25 protein-coding genes are annotated in these 23,349 nt (G+C 58.6%); 14 read left to right on the top strand and 11 right to left on the bottom strand.

From position 1 onward, the window contains the following. Positions 1 to 5 precede the first annotated feature (5 nt). A complete protein-coding gene (gene efeO / locus V1587_RS10470; protein WP_371898339.1) occupies positions 6 to 1,133 on the bottom strand; it encodes an iron uptake system protein EfeO in 1,128 nt (375 codons plus the stop codon). A gap of 40 nt (positions 1,134 to 1,173) precedes the next feature. Beyond that, a complete protein-coding gene (gene efeU, locus V1587_RS10465) occupies positions 1,174 to 2,007 on the bottom strand; it encodes an iron uptake transporter permease EfeU (protein ID WP_371898341.1) in 834 nt (277 codons plus the stop codon). A gap of 251 nt (positions 2,008 to 2,258) precedes the next feature. On the opposite strand from efeU, the gene V1587_RS10460 reads away from it, so the two are divergent. Next, positions 2,259 to 3,443 (top strand): NupC/NupG family nucleoside CNT transporter, encoded by a 1,185-nt coding sequence (locus V1587_RS10460; RefSeq protein ID WP_371898342.1) that lies wholly within the window; start codon positions 2,259 to 2,261, stop codon positions 3,441 to 3,443. Positions 3,444 to 3,513: 70 nt separating this feature from the next. Here V1587_RS10460 and V1587_RS10455 read toward each other — a convergent pair whose 3' ends face one another. After that, positions 3,514 to 3,933 (bottom strand): DUF3574 domain-containing protein, encoded by a 420-nt coding sequence (locus tag V1587_RS10455; RefSeq protein WP_032648964.1) that lies wholly within the window; start codon positions 3,931 to 3,933, stop codon positions 3,514 to 3,516. 116 nt (positions 3,934 to 4,049) lie between these two features. Continuing rightward, a complete protein-coding gene (putP, locus tag V1587_RS10450; RefSeq protein ID WP_045908304.1) occupies positions 4,050 to 5,558 on the bottom strand; it encodes a sodium/proline symporter PutP in 1,509 nt (502 codons plus the stop codon). 423 nt (positions 5,559 to 5,981) lie between these two features. Here putP and putA point away from each other — a divergent pair, with 423 nt between their 5' ends. Both putA and V1587_RS10440 read left to right on the top strand, forming a co-directional pair. Continuing rightward, positions 5,982 to 9,944: a trifunctional transcriptional regulator/proline dehydrogenase/L-glutamate gamma-semialdehyde dehydrogenase gene (gene putA / locus V1587_RS10445; protein ID WP_395314581.1), complete on the top strand. Its 3,963-nt coding sequence runs from the start codon at positions 5,982 to 5,984 to the stop codon at positions 9,942 to 9,944. A 101-nt stretch (positions 9,945 to 10,045) separates the two neighbouring features. After that, positions 10,046 to 10,435 carry a lysozyme inhibitor LprI family protein gene (locus V1587_RS10440; protein ID WP_371898345.1) on the top strand — a complete coding sequence of 130 codons (390 nt, stop codon included), beginning with the start codon at positions 10,046 to 10,048 and terminating at the stop codon, positions 10,433 to 10,435. Positions 10,436 to 10,505: 70 nt separating this feature from the next. Here V1587_RS10440 and rutR read toward each other — a convergent pair whose 3' ends face one another. Then, positions 10,506 to 11,144, bottom strand: a complete 639-nt coding sequence (gene rutR / locus V1587_RS10435; protein ID WP_008499819.1) for an HTH-type transcriptional regulator RutR — start codon at positions 11,142 to 11,144, stop codon at positions 10,506 to 10,508. 245 nt (positions 11,145 to 11,389) lie between these two features. Here rutR and rutA point away from each other — a divergent pair, with 245 nt between their 5' ends. Genes rutA through rutG form a run of 7 tightly spaced genes read left to right on the top strand, consistent with a single transcriptional unit; the run spans position 11,390 to position 16,824 of the window. Continuing rightward, positions 11,390 to 12,481 (top strand): pyrimidine utilization protein A, encoded by a 1,092-nt coding sequence (rutA, locus tag V1587_RS10430; protein ID WP_023617762.1) that lies wholly within the window; start codon positions 11,390 to 11,392, stop codon positions 12,479 to 12,481. Beyond that, positions 12,481 to 13,170, top strand: a complete 690-nt coding sequence (gene rutB / locus V1587_RS10425) for a pyrimidine utilization protein B (RefSeq protein WP_371898346.1) — start codon at positions 12,481 to 12,483, stop codon at positions 13,168 to 13,170. Before rutA ends, rutB begins: the two co-directional genes overlap by 1 nt. An 11-nt stretch (positions 13,171 to 13,181) precedes the next feature. Further along, entirely contained in the window at positions 13,182 to 13,568 is a 387-nt protein-coding gene (rutC, locus tag V1587_RS10420) for a pyrimidine utilization protein C (RefSeq protein ID WP_371898347.1), read from the top strand. Positions 13,569 to 13,575: 7 nt separating this feature from the next. Then, entirely contained in the window at positions 13,576 to 14,376 is an 801-nt protein-coding gene (rutD, locus tag V1587_RS10415; protein ID WP_395314580.1) for a pyrimidine utilization protein D, read from the top strand. Between the two features lie 9 nt (positions 14,377 to 14,385). Next, positions 14,386 to 14,976 carry a malonic semialdehyde reductase gene (locus tag V1587_RS10410; protein ID WP_008499824.1) on the top strand — a complete coding sequence of 197 codons (591 nt, stop codon included), beginning with the start codon at positions 14,386 to 14,388 and terminating at the stop codon, positions 14,974 to 14,976. Positions 14,977 to 14,985: 9 nt separating this feature from the next. Beyond that, entirely contained in the window at positions 14,986 to 15,480 is a 495-nt protein-coding gene (gene rutF / locus V1587_RS10405) for an NADH-dependent FMN reductase RutF (RefSeq protein ID WP_371898543.1), read from the top strand. Between the two features lie 21 nt (positions 15,481 to 15,501). After that, positions 15,502 to 16,824 (top strand): pyrimidine utilization transport protein G, encoded by a 1,323-nt coding sequence (gene rutG / locus V1587_RS10400; RefSeq protein WP_371898349.1) that lies wholly within the window; start codon positions 15,502 to 15,504, stop codon positions 16,822 to 16,824. Between the two features lie 73 nt (positions 16,825 to 16,897). Here the strand turns inward: rutG and V1587_RS10395 are convergent, their stop codons facing one another. From V1587_RS10395 to V1587_RS10380, 4 genes are all read right to left on the bottom strand, one after another. Continuing rightward, positions 16,898 to 17,419, bottom strand: a complete 522-nt coding sequence (locus V1587_RS10395) for a GNAT family N-acetyltransferase (protein ID WP_371898350.1) — start codon at positions 17,417 to 17,419, stop codon at positions 16,898 to 16,900. A 6-nt stretch (positions 17,420 to 17,425) separates the two neighbouring features. Beyond that, positions 17,426 to 17,695 carry a DUF1778 domain-containing protein gene (locus V1587_RS10390; RefSeq protein ID WP_123922612.1) on the bottom strand — a complete coding sequence of 90 codons (270 nt, stop codon included), beginning with the start codon at positions 17,693 to 17,695 and terminating at the stop codon, positions 17,426 to 17,428. Between the two features lie 61 nt (positions 17,696 to 17,756). Next, positions 17,757 to 18,674, bottom strand: a complete 918-nt coding sequence (locus V1587_RS10385; RefSeq protein ID WP_371898351.1) for a DMT family transporter — start codon at positions 18,672 to 18,674, stop codon at positions 17,757 to 17,759. A gap of 117 nt (positions 18,675 to 18,791) precedes the next feature. Continuing rightward, positions 18,792 to 18,962, bottom strand: coding sequence for a general stress protein (locus V1587_RS10380; protein ID WP_023311077.1), 171 nt, complete (start codon positions 18,960 to 18,962; stop codon positions 18,792 to 18,794). Between the two features lie 390 nt (positions 18,963 to 19,352). Between V1587_RS10380 and wrbA the strand changes: the two genes are divergently transcribed. Together wrbA and V1587_RS10370 are read left to right on the top strand one after the other, a co-directional pair. After that, complete coding sequence (gene wrbA / locus V1587_RS10375; protein WP_023311076.1) at positions 19,353 to 19,949, top strand: NAD(P)H:quinone oxidoreductase; 597 nt, start codon at positions 19,353 to 19,355, stop codon at positions 19,947 to 19,949. A gap of 20 nt (positions 19,950 to 19,969) precedes the next feature. Further along, positions 19,970 to 20,197 (top strand): YccJ family protein, encoded by a 228-nt coding sequence (locus tag V1587_RS10370; protein ID WP_008499832.1) that lies wholly within the window; start codon positions 19,970 to 19,972, stop codon positions 20,195 to 20,197. Between the two features lie 33 nt (positions 20,198 to 20,230). On the opposite strand, the gene agp is transcribed toward V1587_RS10370, so the two are convergent. Beyond that, the gene (agp, locus tag V1587_RS10365) at positions 20,231 to 21,472 is read right to left on the bottom strand and encodes a bifunctional glucose-1-phosphatase/inositol phosphatase (protein WP_371898352.1); all 1,242 of its coding nucleotides are present in this window, start codon (positions 21,470 to 21,472) and stop codon (positions 20,231 to 20,233) included. A 152-nt stretch (positions 21,473 to 21,624) separates the two neighbouring features. Between agp and V1587_RS10360 the strand changes: the two genes are divergently transcribed. Together V1587_RS10360 and V1587_RS10355 are read left to right on the top strand one after the other, a co-directional pair. Next, positions 21,625 to 22,068 (top strand): winged helix-turn-helix transcriptional regulator, encoded by a 444-nt coding sequence (locus V1587_RS10360; RefSeq protein WP_371898353.1) that lies wholly within the window; start codon positions 21,625 to 21,627, stop codon positions 22,066 to 22,068. Between the two features lie 125 nt (positions 22,069 to 22,193). Beyond that, positions 22,194 to 22,988, top strand: a complete 795-nt coding sequence (locus V1587_RS10355; protein WP_371898354.1) for an SDR family NAD(P)-dependent oxidoreductase — start codon at positions 22,194 to 22,196, stop codon at positions 22,986 to 22,988. Between the two features lies 1 nt (position 22,989). Here V1587_RS10355 and V1587_RS10350 read toward each other — a convergent pair whose 3' ends face one another. Further along, on the bottom strand, positions 22,990 to 23,349 hold the full coding sequence (locus V1587_RS10350) for a winged helix-turn-helix transcriptional regulator (RefSeq protein WP_371898355.1): 360 nt from the start codon (positions 23,347 to 23,349) through the stop codon (positions 22,990 to 22,992).

The following is a 23,349-nucleotide window of genomic DNA, read 5'->3' as shown; positions in this document are numbered from 1 at the left end:
CGTGCTTAGTCCAGACCCAGTACGCCACGCAGCAGGGAGAGATCTTCCGCCAGGGCGGTAATTGGACCTTTCAGCGCGTTGCGGTCAGCATCGGTCAGCTTGTCGTAGGTCTCAAACCCGTCTTTGGTGCGGTACTTCGCCAGGATGGTGTCGACTTTTTTGAAGTTGGCATCCACCTTGCCCAGCAGTTCGCCGTTCTCTTTCTGCAGCTGAGGACGCAGCAGGTTAACAATTTTCTGCGCGCCGTCGACGTTGGCCTGGAAGTCCCACAGGTCGGTATGGCTGTAGCGATCTTCTTCGCCGCTGATTTTGCTCGCGGCCACTTCTTCAATCAGCCCGGCCGCACCGCCCACCACTTTTGACGGCGGGAAGGCCAGCTCGCTGATGCGCTTTTGCAGCTCCAGCACGTCGCTGTTCAGCTGGTCGGCATACTTCTCCATCCCTTTGGCAGAATTATCGCCGAACAGGGCTTTCTCCAGACGGTGGAAACCGGTGAATTTCGGATCGGCCGCTTTCTGCTCAAAATCATCTTCACGGGCGTCAATGCTGCCATCAAGGTCAGAGAACAGCTCGGCGATCGGCTCGATACGCTCGTAGTGCTGACGGGTTGGCGCATAGAGAGATTTCGCTTTTTCGATGTCACCGGCCTTCACCGCATCGGTAAAGGCTTTGGTTGCCGCTGCCAGATCCGCCGTCTCTTTCGTGACGTACGCTTTATACGCGGTAATGGCGTCACCCAGGCTCAGCACCGCAGCGCCTTTCGCCGCATCGGCCGTCGCTTCACCTTTGACGATAAGCTTGCCTTTAGGATTGGTCAGCAGGCCGCAGGTCATCTCATACTCGCCCGGCTGCAGGTTGGCGGTCATCTTCTGGCTGAAGCCAGGAGCGATATTTTCACGCTCCTCCACCACCAGAACGCCTTTAAGGATCTCCCACTCCAGCGCCTTCTGGCTGTGGTTCTGAATAATGAACTGGGTTTTGCCGCTGTTGACCGTGAGGGTCATCGGCTCACACTGCTTGTCGTTGACGGTGACTTTAACCTGTGGAACATCCGCGCCCCAGGCGGAAAATGCAGAAGCGAACAGCGCGGCAATGCCTGCGCATAACGCACTACGACGGAACTGAATTGCCATGACTCTTCCCTTTATAAGTATGTTGTAACTAAATCAAAGATTACGGCGCAACGCGTGACGCCTGCGTGCCGGTACGCGGCGGCATTGCGAACAGCACCAGCACCGGAACCAGATAGATAAAGTACATCGCCACTTCGCTGACGCTCGGCGTTTCCTGATAGCCGAAGATACCTTCGAGCAGGGTGCCGGTCAGAGAATGGGTGGAGAGAACGTTGCTGAGATCGAACGCCACGTCCTGGAAGTGGTTCCACAGGCCCGCTTCATGGAAGGCGCGAATCGCCCCTGCCGCCAGCCCTGCCGCCACCAGCAGAATAAACAGGCTGGTCCACCTGAAGAAGGCGCCCAGGTTCAGGCGGATACCGCCCCAGTAGAGCAGGAAACCGAGCACCACGGCCGTGGCGAGGCCAAGCATGGCCCCCAGCGGCGGCCAGATCCCCACATCCTGCTGAAACGCCGCCAGCAGGAAGAAAACAGACTCCAGGCCTTCACGCGCGACGGCGAAAAAGACCATCATAATGAGCGCCCAGCCGTGGTTATTGCCCTTTTGCAGCGCGTTATCCACCGCCTGCTCCAGCTGCACCTTCACGTTGCGCGAGACTTTACGCATCCAGAACACCATCCAGGTGAGGATCACCACCGCAATCACGGCGACGACGCCTTCAAACAGCTCCTGCTCTTTCTGAGGAAACTCGCCGGTGGTTTCGTTGATGAGGACACCTAAGCCCAGGCAGAGCGCCGCGGCAAGGAAAACACCGATCCACATGACGCCAATCCAGCGTCCGCGCTGGGTTCGCTTCAGATAACTGGCGATGAGGCTCACGATAAGGGCGGCTTCGAGCCCTTCACGTAACATAATGAGAAATGGAACAAACATGCCGACACCTTAAATGTTTATCGCGGTCAACTGATGCAAAGAAAGGTAAATTCTTGTGATAGTGATTATCATTACGGCAGAAAGAAACACAAGCGAAATGTGTGGTGTTTTGATGACGAGTTGTAAACGCAGAGCCTGATAATAGTTACATACGTAACGTTCAAGTTTATAAGTTATAACGAAAATGCCCATTTACGCTGATTCAGTGCTGTGGCTAAATATCCGCCTCAAACACCTGGTGAAAATAAATTATGTTTAAAATTGTCCATTTCCTGCTGGCGCTGGTCATTATTCTCGCGCTTGCCTGGCTGGTAAGTTTCGACCGCCGAAAAATTCGCATTCGTTTTGTTTTACAGCTGATTGTTATTGAAATTGCCCTGGCGTTCTTTTTCCTGCACGCCGAAAGCGGATTATTCCTGATTAAATACGTCTCGGGATTTTTTGAGTCACTGCTCAAATTTGCCGGCGAAGGCACCAATTTCGTCTTTGGCGGCATGGGAGAAAAAGGGCTGGCGTTCATTTTCCTCGGCGTACTTTGTCCGATTATTTTTATTTCCGCGCTGATTGGTATTCTTCAGCACTGGCGGATCCTGCCGATTTTTATTCGCGTCATCGGTACGCTGCTGTCAAAACTGAACGGTATGGGCAAGCTGGAATCCTTTAACGCGGTGAGCTCGCTGATCCTCGGCCAGTCGGAAAACTTCATTGCCTACAAAGGCGTGCTGGGCGATCTCTCCTCGCGTCGTCTGTTCACCATGGCGGCTACGGCCATGTCGACGGTCTCCCTGTCGATTGTCGGGGCGTATATGACCATGCTCGATGCTAAGTTTGTCGTCGCGGCGCTGATTCTGAACATGTTCAGCACCTTTATTATTCTCTCCGTCATCAACCCGGCGCGCCCGGAAGCGGAGCCGGATATCAAGCTTGAAAAACTGCATGAATCGCAGAGCTTCTTCGAGATGCTCGGCGAGTATATTCTGGCCGGTTTTAAAGTGGCGATGATTATTCTGGCGATGCTGATTGGCTTTATCGCGCTTATTAGCGCCGTTAACGCCCTCTTCTCCAGCGTATTTGGCATGAGCTTCCAGCAGATCCTGGGCTATGTATTTTATCCCCTGGCGTGGCTGGTGGGTATTCCGCTGAGCGATGCCTTACACGCGGGCAGTATTATGGCGACCAAGCTGGTGGCGAATGAATTTGTGGCGATGATTGAGCTGCAAAAAATAGCGCACCAGATGTCCCCGCGCGGGCTGGGGATTTTATCCGTCTTCCTCGTCTCGTTCGCTAACTTCGCGTCCATTGGCATCGTGGCCGGTGCGATTAAGGGCCTGAACGAACAGCAGGGTAACGCGGTATCGCGTTTCGGGCTGCGTCTGGTGTACGGCGCGACGCTGGTGAGTTTGCTGTCGGCGAGCTTTGCGGGGTTGGTGCTCTGATGCAATGCCGGGTGGCGCGCAGCGATCCCGGCCTACAAAACAACAACGGCGGGAATTCCCGCCGTTTTCATTAAAACTGCACGCACACCGGCTGATCGACACGCATCACCGACTCCTGCGCGAAGCGTGACTTATAAATCCCGCGTAACGCTTCGATGTTCTTCTCGCTCTGCGCATCTTTACCGTGGATCAGCATCAACGCCTTGCTCGGTTCACGCGCCACTTTTCCGTCGTTCCCCAGCCACTGCCCGCGCGCATCAAATACCGTAAGGCCATCGCGAAAACGCGGGGTCACGTCCTGGTCAACAAACTGCTGCCACTCGTTGCTGGTAATCTGCGCCCCGGCAGGACGATTTAAGCCGAAATAGAGCGTGGTTTGCTGCATCTGGTTATCCGCTTTGCAGGTCTCCACCGCCGCGTGTTGCGATGGCGCGTTGCAGCCCGCCAGCATCAATAATGCCGCCGCCATTAACCCTGTTTTGATTGTCATGCTTCGCTATCCTCATTGTTATAAGCACATGGATATCACAGGAAAATAGGGATTTTGGCAAGAAAAAAGCCGGGTGGCGCTTGCGCTTACCCGGCCTACGGTACTGCGTGAGAAAATTATTCCGGCTGCAGCTTCGACGGCGGTGCGGAATGGTAATGCGCGTCGGCTTCAGCAAAGCGTTTCTGCATGGAGGCAGACGGCGCTTTACCCAGCAGGCTGAAGACCACGATACCGATGCTGCCGAAGATGAAGCCCGGAATGATTTCGTACAGGCCCAGCCACGCGAACTGTTTCCAGACGATAACGGTCACCGCACCGATAATCATTCCCGCCAGCGCGCCGTTACGGGTCATACGGGACCACATGACGGAGAACAGGACTACCGGACCAAATGCCGCACCAAAGCCCGCCCACGCGTAGCTCACGAGACCCAGCACGCGGTTTTCCGGGTTGGCCGCCAGCGCGATGGCAATCAGCGCCACCAGCAGCACCATAAAGCGCCCTACCCACACCAGCTCTTTCTGGCTCGCGCCTTTGCGCAGGAATGCTTTGTAGAGGTCTTCGGTGATCGCACTGGAGCAGACCAGCAGCTGGCAGCTCAGGGTGGACATCACCGCCGCCAGGATCGCGGAGAGCAGGATACCGGCAATCCACGGGTTAAACAGAATTTGCGCCAGCTCGATAAACACGCGTTCGGCGTTCTGGTTCACCGCGCCCGCCTGCGCCGGGTTATTGCTGAAGTAGGCGATCCCGAAGAAGCCGACCGCACACGCGCCCGCCAGGCACAGAATCATCCACGTCATACTGATGCGACGCGCATGGACGATGGTGTGGTGAGAATCCGCCGCCATAAAGCGCGCCAGAATGTGCGGCTGACCGAAGTAGCCCAGACCCCAGCCCATAAGGGAGACGATGGCGACAAAGTTCAGCCCTTTCAGCATGTCGACGTTTTCGATGCTCTTCTGCTTGATCACTTCCAGCGAGTCGCCAAAGCCGCCAACGGTGAAAATCACAATCACCGGGGTCAGGATCAGCGCGAAGATCATCAGGCTCGCCTGCACGGTGTCTGTCCAGCTGACGGCCAGGAAGCCGCCCACGAAGGTATACAGGATGGTTGCCGCCGCACCGGCCCACAGGGCGGTTTCGTAGCTCATACCGAAGGTGCTTTCGAACAGACGCGCACCGGCCACGATGCCGGAGGCACAGTAGATGGTGAAGAACACCAGGATTACCACCGCTGAGATAATACGCAGCACGCGGCTGTTGTCCTCAAAGCGTCCGGTGAAGTAGTCCGGCAGCGTCAGGGCGTTATTGTTGGCCTCGGTGTGTACGCGCAAACGGCCTGCCACCAGCTTCCAGTTGATCCATGCGCCCACGGTCAGACCGATGGCAATCCAGCTTTCCGAAATACCAGAGATAAAAATCGCACCCGGCAGACCCATCAGCAGCCAGCCGCTCATGTCCGATGCGCCCGCAGAGAGTGCGGTCACCATCGGGCCTAAACTGCGCCCGCCCAGGATGTAGTCGTCAAAGTTTTTCGTTGAACGCCACGCCAAAAACCCTATCAGGATCATGCCAAAAATATAAACGAGAAATGTCACCAGCATCGGTGTGCTAATTGCCATTCAAATTCTCCAAAAGTGTCGAGCGACAACCGTCCGGGTTGCCTTGTTATATGATCACCGGAACGAGGTGACGGTATATTGTGTTTCGGTGAGGCGCGCTATCCTGCCGTATGCGCCCTCCGCTGACAAACGATTTAACACTGCATTTACATCAATTTCATCCCCGGTTTGATACGAGTTTCCTATAGGTTGCACTCGCTCACGCTTTTACGGGTTGCACCTTTTAAAAGTGTTAACTCCCGCATAAAAACAGGCTTCCCGGCACAAAGGCAGCACGTTTTTCCAGCTAACCATCCGTTAACAATTCATTCATTTCCCGGGTTGCAAACCAGGTCACATTTAACACGGTTGCACAAAGTTGCAACATGGTGGATATTTCACGCTAACGACCAAACACGATGAAAGCACAACAGGAGCTTTGGCATGGGTATGACCACCATGGGGGTTAAGCTGGATGACGCAACCCGCGAACGGATTAAGACCGCAGCAACCCGCATTGACCGCACGCCGCACTGGTTAATTAAGCAGGCGATTTTTAATTATCTCGAAAGACTCGAGAGCGATGAGGGCCTGCCGGAGCTGCCTGCCCTGCTCGCCGGCGCCGCCAATGAAAGCGAAGAAGCGCCGGCCGCTGGCGACGAGAGCCATCAGCCGTTCCTCGAATTCGCCGAGCAGATCCTGCCGCAGTCCGTCAGCCGCGCCGCCATTACCGGCGCGTACCGTCGCGCCGAAACCGACGCCGTACCGATGCTGCTGGAGCAGGCTCGCCTGCCGGAAGCCGTTGCCGCGCAGGCGCACAGCCTGGCGTACCAGCTGGCTGACAAACTGCGTAACCAGAAGACCGCCACCGGCCGCGCCGGGATGGTTCAGGGTCTGCTTCAGGAGTTCTCCCTCTCCTCGCAGGAGGGCGTGGCGCTGATGTGTCTGGCGGAAGCGCTGCTGCGTATTCCGGATAAAGCCACCCGCGACGCGCTGATCCGCGACAAGATCAGCAACGGCAACTGGCATTCCCACATTGGCCGCAGCCCGTCGCTGTTCGTTAACGCGGCGACCTGGGGCCTGCTGTTTACCGGCAAGCTGGTCTCCACCCATAACGAAGCCAACCTCTCCCGCTCCCTGAACCGCATCATCGGCAAGAGCGGCGAGCCGCTGATCCGCAAAGGTGTGGATATGGCGATGCGCCTGATGGGCGAACAGTTTGTGACCGGAGAAACCATTGCCGAAGCGCTGGCGAACGCCCGCAAGCTGGAGGATAAAGGTTTCCGCTATTCGTACGACATGCTCGGCGAAGCGGCCCTGACCGCCGCCGACGCGCAGGCCTACATGGTTTCTTACCAGCAGGCGATCCACGCCATCGGTAAAGCGTCCAACGGTCGCGGTATTTATGAAGGCCCGGGTATCTCGATTAAGCTCTCCGCCCTGCACCCGCGCTACAGCCGCGCGCAGTACGACCGGGTGATGGAAGAGCTCTACCCGCGCCTGAAGTCCCTGACCCTGCTGGCGCGCCAGTATGACATCGGCATCAACATCGACGCCGAAGAGGCCGACCGTCTGGAGATCTCTCTCGATCTGCTGGAAAAACTGTGCTTCGAGCCGGAGCTGGCGGGCTGGAACGGCATTGGCTTCGTTATCCAGGCCTACCAGAAGCGCTGCCCGTTCGTCATTGATTACCTGATTGACCTGGCCAGCCGCAGCCGCCGCCGTCTGATGATCCGTCTGGTGAAAGGCGCCTACTGGGACAGCGAAATCAAACGCGCCCAGATGGAAGGGCTGGAAGGCTATCCGGTCTATACCCGCAAGGTCTACACCGACGTCTCTTACCTCGCCTGCGCGAAAAAGCTGCTCGGCGTGCCGAACCTGATCTATCCGCAGTTCGCCACCCACAACGCCCACACACTGGCGGCAATTTACAGCCTGGCCGGGCAGAACTACTATCCGGGCCAGTACGAGTTCCAGTGCCTGCACGGCATGGGTGAACCGCTGTACGAGCAGGTCACCGGTAAAGTGGCGGACGGCAAGCTGAACCGCCCGTGCCGTATCTATGCTCCGGTGGGAACGCACGAAACCCTGCTGGCGTACCTGGTGCGTCGTCTGCTGGAAAACGGCGCGAATACCTCCTTCGTTAACCGCATCGCCGACACCACGCTCCCGCTCGACGAGCTGGTCGCCGATCCGGTGCAGGCCGTGGAAAAGATGGCGGCGCAGGAAGGCCAGATTGGCCTGCCGCATCCGAAAATTGCCCTGCCGCGCGAGCTGTACGGCAAAGGCCGCGTCAACTCGGCGGGTCTGGATCTCGCCAACGAACATCGTCTGGCGTCCCTCTCCTCTGCCCTTCTCAACAGCGCGCTGCAGAAGTGGCAGGCTAAACCGATTCTGGAGCAGCCCGCTGCTGACGGCGACATGCAGCCGGTAATCAACCCGGCGGAGCCAAAAGATATCGTCGGCTACGTGCGTGAAGCTACCGATGCGGAAGTGGATCAGGCGCTGGACAGCGCGGTGAATAACGCCCCAATCTGGTTCGCCACGCCGCCGCAGGAACGCGCCGCGATTCTGGAACGCGCCGCGGTGCTGATGGAAGATCAGATGCAACAGCTCATCGGCATTCTGGTGCGAGAAGCGGGTAAAACCTTCAGCAATGCCATCGCCGAAGTGCGCGAGGCGGTCGACTTCCTGCACTACTACGCCGGTCAGGTGCGCGATGATTTCGACAACGAAACCCACCGTCCGCTCGGCCCGGTCGTCTGTATCAGCCCGTGGAACTTCCCGCTGGCGATCTTCACCGGCCAGATTGCCGCCGCCCTGGCCGCAGGCAACAGCGTGCTGGCAAAACCGGCAGAGCAGACCCCGCTGATTGCCGCGCAGGGCATCAACATTCTTCTGGAAGCCGGGGTACCGGCGGGCGTGGTCCAGCTGCTGCCGGGCCGCGGTGAAACCGTGGGCGCCAAACTGACCTCCGATAACCGCGTGCGCGGCGTGATGTTTACCGGTTCGACCGAAGTGGCCTCTCTGCTGCAGCGCAATATTGCCACCCGTCTGGATGCACAGGGTCGCCCTACTCCGCTTATCGCGGAAACCGGCGGCATGAACGCCATGATCGTTGACTCCTCCGCCCTCACCGAGCAGGTGGTGGTTGACGTACTGGCCTCCGCCTTCGACAGCGCCGGTCAGCGCTGCTCCGCCCTGCGCGTGCTGTGCCTGCAGGACGACGTGGCGGACCACACGCTGAAGATGCTGCGCGGCGCGATGGCCGAATGCCGCATGGGCAACCCGGGCCGTCTCACCACCGACATCGGGCCGGTGATCGACGCGGAAGCCAAAGCCAACATCGAAAACCACATTCAGACCATGCGCGCGAAAGGCCGCCCGGTGTTCCAGGCGGTGCGTGAAAACAGCGAAGATACCCGCGAGTGGCGTACCGGCACCTTTGTGCCGCCTACGCTTATCGAGCTGGCAAGCTTCGACGAGCTGAAAAAAGAGGTATTCGGTCCGGTTCTGCACGTGGTGCGCTACAACCGTAACAACCTCAACGAGCTGGTTGAGCAGATCAACGCCTCCGGATATGGCCTGACGCTCGGCGTGCATACCCGTATCGACGAGACCATCGCGCAGGTCACCGGCAGCGCCAAAGTGGGTAACCTGTACGTTAACCGCAACATGGTTGGCGCGGTCGTGGGCGTGCAGCCGTTCGGCGGTGAAGGCCTCTCCGGCACCGGCCCGAAAGCGGGCGGTCCGCTCTACCTGTACCGTCTGCTGGCGAACCGTCCGGAGAACGCCCTGGGCGTCACCCTGGCACGCCAGGATGCGGACTATCCGGTGGATGCGCAGCTGAAAGCCGTGCTGACCCAGCCGCTGGAAGCGCTGATCGCCTGGGCGGAAAAACGTCCTGAACTGCGTGCCGTCGCACAGCAGTACGGCGAGCTGGCGCAGGCCGGTACCCAGCGTCTGCTGCCGGGGCCGACCGGCGAGCGCAACACCTGGACACTGATGCCGCGCGAGCGCGTGCTGTGCGTGGCCGATAACGAGCAGGACGCGCTGGTGCAGCTGGCCGCCGCCATGGCAACCGGCTGTGAAGTACTGTGGCCGGAAGATGCCCTGCATCGCGATCTCGCCAAACAGCTGCCGAAAGCGGTCTCGGCCCGCATTCACTTCGCGAAAGCCGATAACCTGCTGACCCAGCCGTTTGATGCGGCGATCTATCACGGTGATTCCGACCAGCTGCGCGAGCTCTGCGAGCAGGTTGCGGCCCGCAGCGGGGCAATTGTTTCGGTGCAGGGCTTCGCGCGCGGGGAGACCAACCTGCTGCTGGAACGCCTGTACGTAGAACGCTCGCTCAGCGTCAATACCGCGGCGGCAGGCGGTAACGCCAGCCTGATGACCATCGGTTAATCGTGTAAACTCTCCCCGGTGGCGCTATGCTTACCGGGGCTACAAAACAACTGTAGGCCGGATAAGCGCAGCGCATCCGGCTTTTTTACACTGAGGGAAAGATGAAAAGAGTATTTCTCGCAGGCGCAGCACTGCTGCTGAGCGCCAGCGCGCTGGCCGACGAGTGCGACAAAGCGACCACCCAGCTTGAACTGAATACCTGTAGCGCGCAGCAGTACCAGGCTGCCGATAAAAAGCTCAACCAGACCTATCAGTCGGCCATCAAGCGTGCGGCAGCCCCCCAGCGCGATCTGCTGAAAAAAGCGCAGCAGGCCTGGATTGCCCTGCGCGACGCGGACTGCGCGTTTATCGGTTCGGGCACGGAAGGCGGGAGCGTTCAGCCGATGATCGTGAATCAGTGCCTGGCGGAAAAAACCGTGGAGCGCGAAGCGTTTCTGGCCTCGCTGATGCAGTGTGAAGAGGGCAACCTAAGCTGCCCCCTCTCCCCATAGGGACGAGGCAGAAAAGACAGCACAGAACAGTCCCCTCTCCCCTTTGGGGAGAGGGTTAGTGTGAGGGGAATTAGCGCAAGCGGATCCCTTCAATAATCATCCGCTGCACGTTTTCCAGGGTGCTGTGGAAAAACGCTTCGTCCTGGAGCGTTTTTCCGGTCACCGCCTCGACCTGGGCCGCAAAGTCAGCGTAATGCTGGGTGGAGGCCCAAATCATAAAGATCAGATGATGCGGATCGACCGGGGCCAGTTTTCCGCTGGCCACCCATCCGGCAATAATGGCCGACTTATCGTCCACCAGCTGCTTTAAATCTCCGGTGAGCTCCGCCTGCAACAGCGGCGCGCCCTGCAGCATCTCAAGACAAAACAGTCGCGAAGCCTGCGGGTAATCGCGCGACACCTCCAGCTTCAGGCGAATGTACTCCTTGATCGCCACCAGCGGGGCCAGCTCTTCGCGGAAGGCCTTGAGCGGCGCCAGCCAGATATCGAGGATCTGCTGCATCACCGCGACATACAGCGCCTCTTTCGACGGGTAATAGTAGAGAAGATTGGTTTTGGATACCCCGGACTGCTCCGCCACCTGCTCCAGGCGCGTGCCGTGAATGCCAAACTGCGAAAAGGTCTCCAGCGCCGCGCTGAGGATCGCCTGCTTCTTGGCGCTCACCGCCTGCGAACGTTTACCTGGTGTTTTCACTGCGCCTTGTGTCATTCCCGCTCTCCTTATTCTGCGTTGCCCTCAGCATAGCAAAACCCCCGTCTCGCCACGACATCCTGCACTCCGATCGCGCATGAATGCCTGTTTTCTGTGCAATGTTTTTGACCAGTTAGTCCACTTTTAATCGAATCAAACCATCAACCTCTGATTAACACATTAATAACACTGCCATTTTCAAAACTGGCACTGCCTTTGCAAAAACACCGTTACACCTGCGACGTAATGAAGAGAGGTTCGTGATGAAAATTGGCGTATTTGTACCCATCGGCAACAACGGCTGGCTTATCTCGACCACTGCACCGCAATACATGCCGACCTTTGAGCTGAATAAAGCCATCGTGCAGAAAGCGGAGCACTACCATTTCGACTTTGCGCTTTCGATGATCAAGCTGCGCGGCTTCGGCGGCAAAACCGAATTCTGGGACCACAACCTGGAGTCCTTCACCCTGATGGCCGGACTGGCCGCGGTCACCTCGCGGATCCAGATCTACGCCACCGCCGCCACCCTCACCCTGCCCCCGGCGATCGTCGCGCGCATGGCCTCCACCATTGACTCCATCTCCGGCGGACGCTTTGGCGTCAACCTCGTTACCGGCTGGCAAAAACCCGAGTACGAGCAGATGGGGCTATGGCCAGGTGACGATTACTTCTCGCGTCGCTACGACTACCTGACCGAGTACGTGCAGGTCCTGCGCGATCTGTGGGGTACCGGCAAAAGCGATTTCAAGGGTGATTTCTTCACCATGAACGACTGCCGCGTCAGTCCGCAGCCGTCGGTGCCGATGAAGGTGATTTGCGCCGGGCAGAGCGACGCGGGAATGGAATTCTCGGCGAAATACGCCGACTTTAACTTCTGCTTCGGTAAAGGCGTTAACACGCCAGCCGCCTTCGCCCCGACCGCCGCGCGCATGAAAGAAGCCGCCGACAAAACCGGGCGCGACGTGGGCTCCTACGTGCTGTTTATGGTGATTGCCGACGAAACCGACGACGCTGCGCGCGCGAAATGGGAGCGCTATAAGGACGGCGCCGACGAGGAAGCCCTGAGCTGGCTCACCGAGCAGAGCCAGAAGGACACCCGCTCCGGAGCGGATACCAACGTTCGTCAGATGGCCGACCCGACATCCGCCGTCAATATCAACATGGGCACGCTGGTCGGCTCGTACGCCAGCGTCGCCAGAATGCTCGATGAAGTGGCGGCCGTTCCCGGTGCGGAAGGCGTCCTGCTGACCTTCGATGACTTCCTCACCGGCGTGGAGACCTTCGGCGAGCGCATCCAGCCGCTGATGCAGTGCCGCGCCCACATCCCTGCCGTCACGAAGGAGGTAGCGTAATGACAACCCTTAACGCACGCCCGGAAGCCATTACCTTCACGCCCCAGCAGAGCGCGCTGATCGTGGTGGACATGCAAAACGCCTATGCCAGCCCCGGTGGTTATCTGGATCTGGCGGGCTTCGACGTCTCCACCACAAGGCCTGTGATCGAGAACATCAAAACCGCCGTCGCCGCCGCGCGCGCTGCGGGCATGCTCATCATCTGGTTCCAGAACGGCTGGGATGACCAGTACGTTGAGGCCGGAGGCCCCGGGTCACCGAACTTCCACAAGTCGAACGCCCTGAAAACTATGCGCAAGCGGCCCGAACTGCAGGGCAAGCTGCTGGCAAAAGGCGGCTGGGATTATCAGCTGGTGGATGAACTGGTCCCGCAGGCGGGTGATATCGTCCTGCCAAAACCGCGCTACAGCGGCTTTTTCAACACCCCGCTCGACAGCCTGCTGCGCAGCCGGGGCATTCGCCACCTGGTCTTCACCGGTATTGCCACCAACGTCTGCGTGGAGTCGACCCTGCGCGACGGCTTTTTCCTCGAGTATTTTGGCGTGGTGCTGGAAGACGCGACCCATCAGGCCGGACCGGAATTCGCCCAGAAGGCGGCCCTGTTCAATATCGAAACCTTTTTTGGCTGGGTCAGTAACGTTGCGGATTTCTGCGACGCCCTGAATCCCCCGCTCGCCCGTATCGCCTGAGGAGACGCACGATGCCGAAATCCGCAATCATCCCGCCGGGCACCAGCACGCCCATCGCCCCGTTTGTCCCCGGCACGCTCGCCGACGGCGTGGTGTATGTCTCCGGCACGCTGCCGTTTGATAAAGACAACAACGTAGTGTTTATCAACGACCCAAAGGCGCAAACCCGCCACGTGCTGGAGACGATCAAAACCGTGATCGAAACGGCGGGTGGCACGATGGAGGATGTGACCTTCAACAGCATCTTTATCACCGACTGGAAAAACTACGCCGCGATTAATGAAATTTACGCGGAGTTCTTCCCCGGCGATAAGCCGGCCCGGTTCTGCATTCAGTGCGGGCTGGTGAAGCCGGAGGCGCTGGTTGAGATCGCCACCGTTGCGCACATCGCGAAGTGAGGCAGATATGAAACTCTCCATCTCGCCGCCACCGTACGAAGGTGCCCCCGTGGTGGTCCTTATTTCCGGTCTCGGCGGCAGCGGCAGCTACTGGCTGCCCCAGTTGGCCGCGCTGGAACCGGAGTATCAGGTGGTGTGCTATGACCAGCGCGGAACGGGCAATAACCCCGACGCCCTGCCGGAAGGCTACAGCCTGGCACACATGGCGGAAGAACTGGCCCAGGCGCTGGCTGAGGCTGGGATCCCGCGCTACAGCGTCGTGGGTCACGCGCTGGGGGCGCTGGTCGGCCTGCAGCTGGCCCTCGACAGGCCCAACGCTCTCACCGCGCTGGTGTGCGTCAACGGCTGGCTGACCCTCAACGCGCATACCCGCCGCTGCTTTCAGATCCGCGAGCGCCTGCTGCATTACGGCGGCCCGCAGGCGTGGGTTGAGGCGCAGCCGCTGTTTCTCTACCCGGCAGACTGGATGGCCGCCCGCGCCCCCCGTCTGGAGGCAGAAGAAGCGCTGGCGCTGGCCCATTTCCAGGGCAAAACCAACCTGCTGCACAGGCTCAGCGCCCTGAAAAAGGCCGACTTCAGCCGCCACGCCGCACGCATCCGCTGCCCGGTACAGATCATCTGTTCCGCCGACGACATGCTGGTGCCCTCCGTCTGCTCGTCTGAGCTGCAGGCAGCGATCCCGCACAGCAACAGCGCGGTGATGCGTCAGGGCGGCCATGCCTGCAACGTCACCGAGCCGGACACCTTTAACACCCTGCTGCTGAACGGGCTGGCCAGCCTGCTGCACAGCCCCGAACCCGCTTTATAAGGAGCTTTAATGAGCGAAGCCATCACACCCGCCGCGCTGGAAACGCTGTTCACCGGCGCCCGCACCCATAACGGCTGGCAGGATATTGCCGTCAGCGACGAGACGCTGCGCGAAATCTACGACCTGATGAAATGGGGGCCAACCTCCGCCAACTGCTCCCCGGCGCGGATTGTGTTTGTGCGAAGCGCAGAGGGAAAAGAGAAGCTGCGCCCGGCGCTCTCCAGCGGCAACCTGGAGAAAACGCTTACCGCCCCGGTCACGGCGATTGTCGCCTGGGACAGTGAATTCTACGAGCGCCTGCCTGAACTGTTCCCTCACGGCGATGCCAGAAGCTGGTTTACCGCAAGCCCCGCGCTGGCGGAAGAGACCGCCTTTCGTAACAGCTCGCTGCAGGCCGCCTATATGATTTTCGCCTGTCGCGCGCTGGGGCTGGACACCGGACCGATGTCGGGCTTTGACCGACAAAAGGTCGACGAGGCCTTTTTCACCGGCACGACGCTTAAAAGCAATCTGCTGATCAACATTGGCTACGGCGACCCGGGCAAACTTTACGGCCGACTGCCGCGCCTGACCTTCGACGATGCCTGCGGGCTGGCGTAAGGAGCGATGATGACGACACCGGATAAACAAACCTTTCGCGATGCCATGGCCTGCGTCGGCGCGGCGGTGAATATCATCACCACCGACGGTCCGGCAGGGATGGCAGGCTTCACCGCCAGCGCGGTGTGCAGCGTCACGGATTCACCGCCCACTCTGCTGGTGTGCCTGAACCGCGGCGCGTCCGTCTGGCCGACGTTCAGCGAGAACCGCACGCTGTGCGTCAATACCCTGAGCGCCGGGCAGGAGCCGCTATCTAACCTGTTTGGCGGCAAAACGCCGATGGAAGAGCGCTTCGCCGCCGCCCGCTGGCAGACGGGCGATACCGGCTGCCCGCAGCTGGAGGATGCGCTGGCCTCGTTTGACTGCCGCATCAGCCAGGTGGTGAGCGTCGGTACCCACGACATTCTTTTTTGCGACATCGTTTCGATTATTCGTCACCCCGCGCCGCAGGGCCTGGTGTGGTTTGACCGCGGCTACCACGCGCTGATGCGACCCGCCTGTTAAGGCGCTCTAAGGAGACAGACCATGTTCGGATTTCCCCACTGGCAGTTGAAATCGACCTCCACAGAAGCAGGCGTGGTCGCGCCGGATGAACGCCTCCCGATCGGGCAGACGATGGTGATGGGCGTTCAGCACGCTGTTGCGATGTTTGGCGCTACGGTGCTGATGCCGATGCTGATGGGACTCGATCCCAACCTGTCGATTCTGATGTCCGGTATCGGCACCCTGCTGTTCTTTTTCGTCACCGGCGGGCGCGTGCCCAGCTATCTGGGATCCAGCGCCGCCTTTGTCGGCGTGGTGATCGCCACCACCGGATTTAACGGCCAGGGAATCAACCCCAACCTGAGCGTGGCCCTCGGCGGCATCATCGCCTGTGGTCTGGTGTATACCCTGATTGGTCTGGTGGTGATGAAAATCGGCACGCGCTGGATTGAACGCATGATGCCCCCGGTCGTGACGGGCGCCGTGGTGATGGCGATTGGCCTGAACCTTGCGCCGATTGCGGTGAAAAGCGTCTCCGCCTCGCCGTTTGAAAGCTGGATGGCCGTCGTGACCGTGCTGTGCATCGGCCTGGTGGCGGTGTTTACGCGAGGCATGATCCAGCGGCTGCTGATCCTGGTCGGGCTGATTGTTGCCTGTCTGGTGTATGCCCTGCTGGCGAACGTTTTTGGTCTGGGCAAGCCGGTTGACTTTACGCTGCTCCATCAGGCCGCCTGGTTCGGCCTGCCGAAGGTGACCTCCCCCACCTTTAACACCCAGGCGATGATGCTCATCGCCCCGGTGGCGGTGATCCTGGTGGCGGAAAACCTGGGCCACCTGAAGGCCGTGGCGGGGATGACCGGACGCAGCATGGATCCGTACATGGGCCGCGCGTTCGTCGGCGACGGGCTGGCGACCATGCTCTCCGGTTCCGTGGGCGGCAGCGGCGTCACTACCTATGCCGAAAACATCGGCGTGATGGCGGTGACCAAAGTCTATTCGACGCTGGTCTTTGTCGCGGCGGCGGTGATGGCGATGCTGCTCGGCTTCTCGCCGAAATTCGGTGCGCTAATCCACACCATTCCGTCACCGGTCATCGGCGGGGCCTCAATCGTGGTGTTTGGGCTGATCGCCGTGGCCGGCGCGCGGATCTGGGTGCAGCATCGGGTCGATCTCAGCCAGAACGGCAACCTGATTATGGTGGCCGTTACGCTGGTGCTGGGCGCGGGTGATTTTGCCCTGACGCTGGGCGGGTTTACGATTGGCGGGATTGGCACGGCGACCTTCGGCGCGATCCTGCTTAACGCCCTGCTGAGCCGCCGGATGGCTGCCGCGCCGCAGGGCGAGGTGGTGCGTCAGGAGTCGTGAAATCTGAATGTCGGGTAACGGCTATGCCTTACCCGACCTTTATGTTCGCTAAGAACACCCTTATGTCAGGCAATTACGCCTGCTCAAACAGTCGTTCGATAGATTTTGTAGGAAAGAAAAGAGAATGGCTGTTTTCACCCGTCAGCGGAATAAAGCCCTGCTTCAGATAAAATTGTTTTGCCTGGTCATTGAGTGCATCAACAAATATTCCGTGTACGCCCACCGCCTGCGATGCCAGATAGACAACCCGCATGGCATGCGTGACGAGCGTCGTTCCCCACTCCTGTCCCTGCAGGTCTTTATGTATCGCCAGACGTCCCAGCGTTACGCTCGGTACGTTGCTATAAGGGATCCGACGCTGCTGAGTCTTAGAAGGCAGCATCGCTTTTTCAAAGCAACTTCCAGACAACGTGTAATAGCCCAGGACGCGCGGATGGTCGCGCTCTTTAAGCAGGTAGCCTCGTAAAATACGCCCATTGTGCTGACGCAACAGATGTTCTGTGAGGAAGACATTTAGCGAGGGCTCACCACAATCGAAATCCCTGAAATCATAATCTTTTCCCTCTGAAAACATTTCGACCGTGAGATTGTCCACGACGCTTCACTCCATGTTTCGAAGACGTTTTGCGGCTCGCTTCAGGCGTTCATTTGGTTCTGGCGGATTCTCGATGGCATCCATCACCGCATTCCATGATGCTTCGTTTAATACGAGACGACGGTGCTGCTCGATGACCTCTGCAGCACGCTCTGACGCACTGTTCACCATAAACTGGGTGATCGTTTGGTTCGTCATCGCCGCCGCTTCTTCAATCATTGTTTTGTCTTCGTCCGTTAAGCGAAGATCGATACGCTGTTTTTTAAGTGCTGGCATGGTTTACTTCATCGTGTACGGTATTTATCCGTACACATCGTAGATAAACCCGCCTATTTTTTCAATCTAAACCTTCTTCAGCAGTCATGTCGCTCACCGGGCTCCGACGCTTTCTGAGCTTCAACTCGCTCACCAGCACCCCGGCGACAATAAACGCCGCGCCCACCAGGGCCAACAGCGGCAAACGTTCCCCGGCGAGCCGCCCGAAAATGCCCGCCCAGACCGGTTCACCGGTATAAATCACCGTCGCGCGGGTTGGCGATACGCTGCGCTGCGCCCAGTTCATGGTGACCTGAATAATGGCGCTGAAGATTCCCAGTCCCAGTGCGACCACGACCAGACCGGTAGACATCGGCGGCACGGACTCCCCTGCCGGAACCATCGTCGCAAAGGCCACCAGCGAGGCCGTGGCGAGCTGCACCACCGTCACCCGTTTGACGTCGACCTTGCCCGCCCAGGCGCTAATCAGAATAATTTCAGCCGCAATCGCAACCGCTCCGACGAGGGTGATCATTTCGCCCGGCCCCAGCGCCAGCAGGTTATTTTCCGGCCCGGCCAGTAAGACCAGGCCGATAAACGCCAGCACGATGCCAATACAGGACATCAGCCCCGGCAGCCGCCCCAGGCACAGCCACTGCAGCAGCGGCACCAGGGGTACATACATCGCGGTGATAAACGCGGATTTGCTGCTGGAAATGGTCTGCAATCCCCACGTCTGCAGGCTGTAGCCCATCGCTATCGCTATACCAATGGCCACGCCGGCCTTAAGCTCTTTCAGCGTCAGCCCCCGCAGCGTTTTAAGCGAAATCAGCCCCACGGCTATCGCCGCCGTCGCAAAGCGCAGGCCAACGAAAAAGAACGGATCGCTAAGGGTCACCGCGTACTGGACTGCCAGAAACGTCCCGCCCCAGAACATGGTGATGAGAATCAGGATGGCTTCCTGCGGTTTAACGGAGAATTTGAAGCGTGAGACAGACATGCGGCACTCGCGATTAAGATCAATTCCCTAGTGTGCGTTGCCTTTGGTTACAGTTCAATGTTGCAGAAATAAAAAAACCGCCGGGATCTCCCGGCGGCAGGGGCTCAACCCGGCGTGTTACTTACTGCTGCCGTGGCTGTTTTTGCCCCCTTTCTTGCCAGCTTCAGATGCGCGTTGCGGGTCATTCTTGAAGTTACCCCCGCTATGCTGGCCACCTTTACGGCCTGCTTCTGATGCTCTTTCACGGTCTTCTGCGAAATTACCTGAACCACCACGATGGTTTGCCATCTCTAACCTCCAGAATGTGAAACATTAGACATCATATTGCATTCAGTAAAAGAGGATTCTTTCACCTCGCAACACAAGGACAGCGCCTTTATCTGTGCCGCGTGAAACTAAGCTTAGTGGACTGAGGCTATCCGGCAAGCCGCAGGTAATATCCTGCAACATGATCTCAGTCTTTCGGGTGAGATGACGCGGCGGGGATGCATAAGCCTTTCTTATCATTTCAAAAAACGATGACGAGAAAGTTGTTTCATTTTGCTACAAACCTGTTTACCCACCATATTGTTATAAATCAAAGAAATGCCGTTCGTTTTTGCAGTCTGGCTGTGATGGCATATCTTTAAAAGAACGCAGCGATTCGCTGTCAGAAAAACCAACGAGGAGTGATGCAAAATGGCAAAAGTTCTGGTGCTCTATTATTCCATGTATGGACACATTGAAACCATGGCTCACGCGGTAGCAGAAGGTGCAAACAGGGTTGATGGCGTTGAGGTTGTGGTGAAACGCGTACCGGAAACCATGCAGGCGGAAGCCTTCCTGAAAGCCGGGGGGAAAACGCAAAACGCCCCGGTCGCCACCCCGCAGGAGCTGGCGGATTATGATGCCATTATCTTCGGCACCCCGACCCGCTTCGGCAATATGTCGGGCCAGATGCGTACCTTCCTCGATCAAACCGGCGGGCTTTGGGCATCCGGGGCGCTCTACGGCAAACTCGCCAGCGTATTCAGCTCTACCGGTACCGGCGGCGGTCAGGAGCAGACGATTACCTCAACCTGGACTACCCTTGCTCATCACGGGATGGTGATTGTGCCGATTGGCTACGGCGCGCAGGAGCTGTTTGACATTTCCCAGGTGCGCGGCGGTACGCCGTACGGCGCAACCACCATTGCCGGTGGGGATGGCTCACGTCAGCCAAGCAATGAAGAACTGTCTATCGCCCGCTATCAGGGTGAATACGTCGCGGGTCTGGCCAAAAAACTGAACGGCTAACACCCAACAGGAGGACAAGCATGCCAACTCAAGAATCCAAAGCTCACCACGTGGGCGAATGGGCAAGTTTACGCAACACCTCTCCGGAGATTGCCGAAGCTATCTTTGAAGTCGCGAAGTACGATGAAAAGCTGGCCGAGCAGATTTGGGAGGAAGGTAACGATGAGGTGCTGGTGCGCGCCTTCGAAAAAACGGATAAAGACTCGCTCTTCTGGGGCGAGCAAACCATCGAACGTAAAAACGTCTAAGCGTTTCCCCCCGCCGCAGCGGGGGGTTCTCTCTCACTTCGCCGCGTTATTCATCACCGCATTGAATTTATCGACCGGACAGAAGCCGTTCGCATCTACCGGGCAGCCCTTCAGCTCCAGCGTCACGCGCTGCGCAGGCGACTGCAGCGACAGCACGCTGGCGTTACGCAACTGCTCTGAGCTCTGGTAGACATACTCAATCTTCATCAGCTCCTGGTTGGCATTTTTGTCATGCCAGCGCTGGAAGACAATTTTGCCGCCAATCGGGGTGCGCTCCTGCTGGTCGTGCAGCTGATACGGTTTGAAATCGAGGGCGGTCAGCAGGGAAGCAATGTTCGAGTCATGCCCCACCAGCAGGGTGATCTTCGGTGCTTTCGCCTGGTCGGTAACCAGCGTTTTATCAATGTACTTCACCAGCGGCTTCGCCACGTTTTGCGCCACCTCGGTAGAGGTGAACAGCGAGTCCTGATAGCCGTTCTTCAGCTTCGACAGCACGCGCCACTGCTGGTCGGTTTTGATTTCGCCCCAGGCCACCTGGTCGGCCGGGAAGCCTTCGTAATACTGCAGCGTAAACGCGTCCACCAGCGAGTTCCCCACCTTCAGCGGCCCGGATACGCCAGGCTCTTTTTCATAGTCGGCGCTGAAGGTATCTTTCGCATCCGCCAGCGAGCAGACTTTTTTCTCTTTGCAGGACGGCGAGTCGGCGTAGTTCGTCATCTGCTCCAGCAGCTTATAGCTTTCGCCAAGCTGCATTTTCTGCCGTTCCGTCTCCATCGCCTTCAGCGCTTTTTCACGAAATTCAGGTGAGTTGTCGGTAATCACCGGATTGAATGTCGGATCCATGGTGCCCATTTTTTCCTGATGGTGCACGGGAACGTCGCAGCCCGGGAACGCGCCGGTGATGAAGAATTGCGCGGTGGCGACGGTACGCTGCAGGCTGTTAGCATACGCATAAACGCTCTCCGCCGCTGGACACTCTCCCGTCTTCACCATCCCCTGCTGCGCCAGCCACTCGCGCATGTAATGGCCCATATAGACCTCCAGCACGCCGCCTTTGGTCGTGAGCTGGCCCCCCGGCACCTCCCACTCCGGCCACTGCTTCGGCGTGGACTGCTCCAGCACGCTGCCGTTATTAGCCAGCGGCGCGCGCAGGTTATGGCGACTCATGATTAAAACTTGCTCCAGCTGATACCCTTCCGGCGTCTCTTGCGCCTGCACGCCAAACGTTGCTGAAATGGAACCGGCGACTGCCAGCGCGAGTAGTACTTTTCTCATCCCTAATTCCTCACTCGTTTTAAAATGTCGCGCTCAGTGTGACAGATTCGTCACAATTTTCCGGGAAGCATTTCTCAAACTGATGATTAACGTGCTTACGGTGTGTACGGATTAGTTTTATAATAAAACCATACCTCACCGGAGAATTGACCGTGAAACGTACCCGCCTTGAAGAGAGCACCTGCCCCGTTGCCCGTTCACTGGATATCATCGGCGACTGGTGGTCACTGCTGATCGTGCGCGACGCGCTGCGCGGGATTAAACGCTTCGGCGAGTTCCAGAAAAGCCTTGGTATCGCAAAAAACATGCTGACCACACGGTTAAAACTGCTGGTCGACGAAGGCATCCTCCGGCTTCAGCCCGCGTCCGACGGCAGCGCCTGGCAGGAGTACGCACTGACCGATAAAGGGCGCGCCCTGCAAACGGTGCTGGTTGCCTTGTCCCAGTGGGGCAATGAATTTTTGTTTGCCGAAAACGAATGCGGCACCGTGCTGGTCGATACCGAACAGCGCAAACCCCTGCGCAAGCTAGCGCTTATCGCCGACGATGGACGCGAACTGACGCCAGAAGAGATCGTGGCAAAACTCCCCTCCTGATCGTTCCCGACGGCAAAAGCACAAAATGATCGCCAATATGGTTGCATTATAAAACCAAATAGCAGAGAGTTAATTAAGTTTCATATTGAAACCAAATAACCCACTTTGCCTTGAGGTAACACACGATGACTACGCAAATCACCACCGCCCTGATTACGGGCGCCTCTTCCGGGATTGGTGCCGTTTATGCCGATCGTCTTGCCGCGCGCGGTGCCAACCTGGTGCTGGTTGCCCGCCGCGAGGATCGCCTGAAAACGCTCGCCGCCGACCTGCGCGCGCGCTATGGCGTGGCCGTCGATATTCTGGTAGCCGATCTCACCGATGAAGTCGGGATCCGCGCGGTGGAAGACGAACTGCGCAGCAATACGGCCATTGATACGCTCGTTAACAACGCGGGCACCGCGCAGATGGCACCGTTCCTCGCGGGCGAGGTGGCGCAGCATCAGGCCATTAACACCCTGAACACCACGGCGCTGATGCGTCTGACCTACGCCATCCTGCCGCGCCTGGCGCAGAATAACAGCGGCACGCTGATCAATATCGCGTCCGTGCTGGCCCTGCACGTCCGGGCGGGCAGCGCGCTCTACAGCGCCACCAAGGCGTGGGTATTGAGCTTTACCCGTGGGTTACAGGAAGAATTTGCCGACAGCAGCGTGCGCATTCAGGCCGTGCTGCCCGCCGCCACGGCGACAGAAATCTGGAGCCATTCGGGCGTCACGGTGAACGATCTGCCGGAAGGATCGGTGATGACCACCGACGATATGGTGGATGCATCGCTGGCGGGTCTGGATCAGGGCGAACCGATCACCATCCCGCCGATGCATGATGCCGCACTGTGGGATCGCTACGAAGCAGCGCGCCTCGAGCTGTTCAACAGCGCGCGCACCGGTATTCCGGCACCGCGCTACGCAAAACGGTAGCCTAACGCTCAAGCTGGTCGCCGTACTCGCTCATCCAGGCGGCCAGCGGCGAGAGCGCATCCTGCAGAGTTAAGCCCAGCGCGGTGATCTGATACTCCACGCGCGGCGGGATCTCCGGATAGACCGTCCGCGTCACCAGCCCGCGCTGTTCAAACAGGCGCAGCTGCTTCGTCAGCTCTTTCTGGGTGATGGGGGCAGCCGCCCGCAGCAGATCGCCAAAGCGAACGGGCGTGTTGAAGACAATCAGGCGATAGAGGATCGGGATCGCCCATTTGCCGGAAATCAGGTTCACAAACTGCGTCATCGGGCAGGTATACGCCTCAGATTTTTTTTCACTGCACTCCTCCAGCATTTCTGCCAT

The organism is Enterobacter sp. ECC-249, from assembly GCF_043965265.1.
Taxonomy (GTDB): Bacteria; Pseudomonadota; Gammaproteobacteria; order Enterobacterales; family Enterobacteriaceae; genus Enterobacter; species Enterobacter quasiroggenkampii.
Note: the sequence above shows the minus strand (reverse complement) of the source record. Positions and strands in the feature narration are given on the sequence as shown.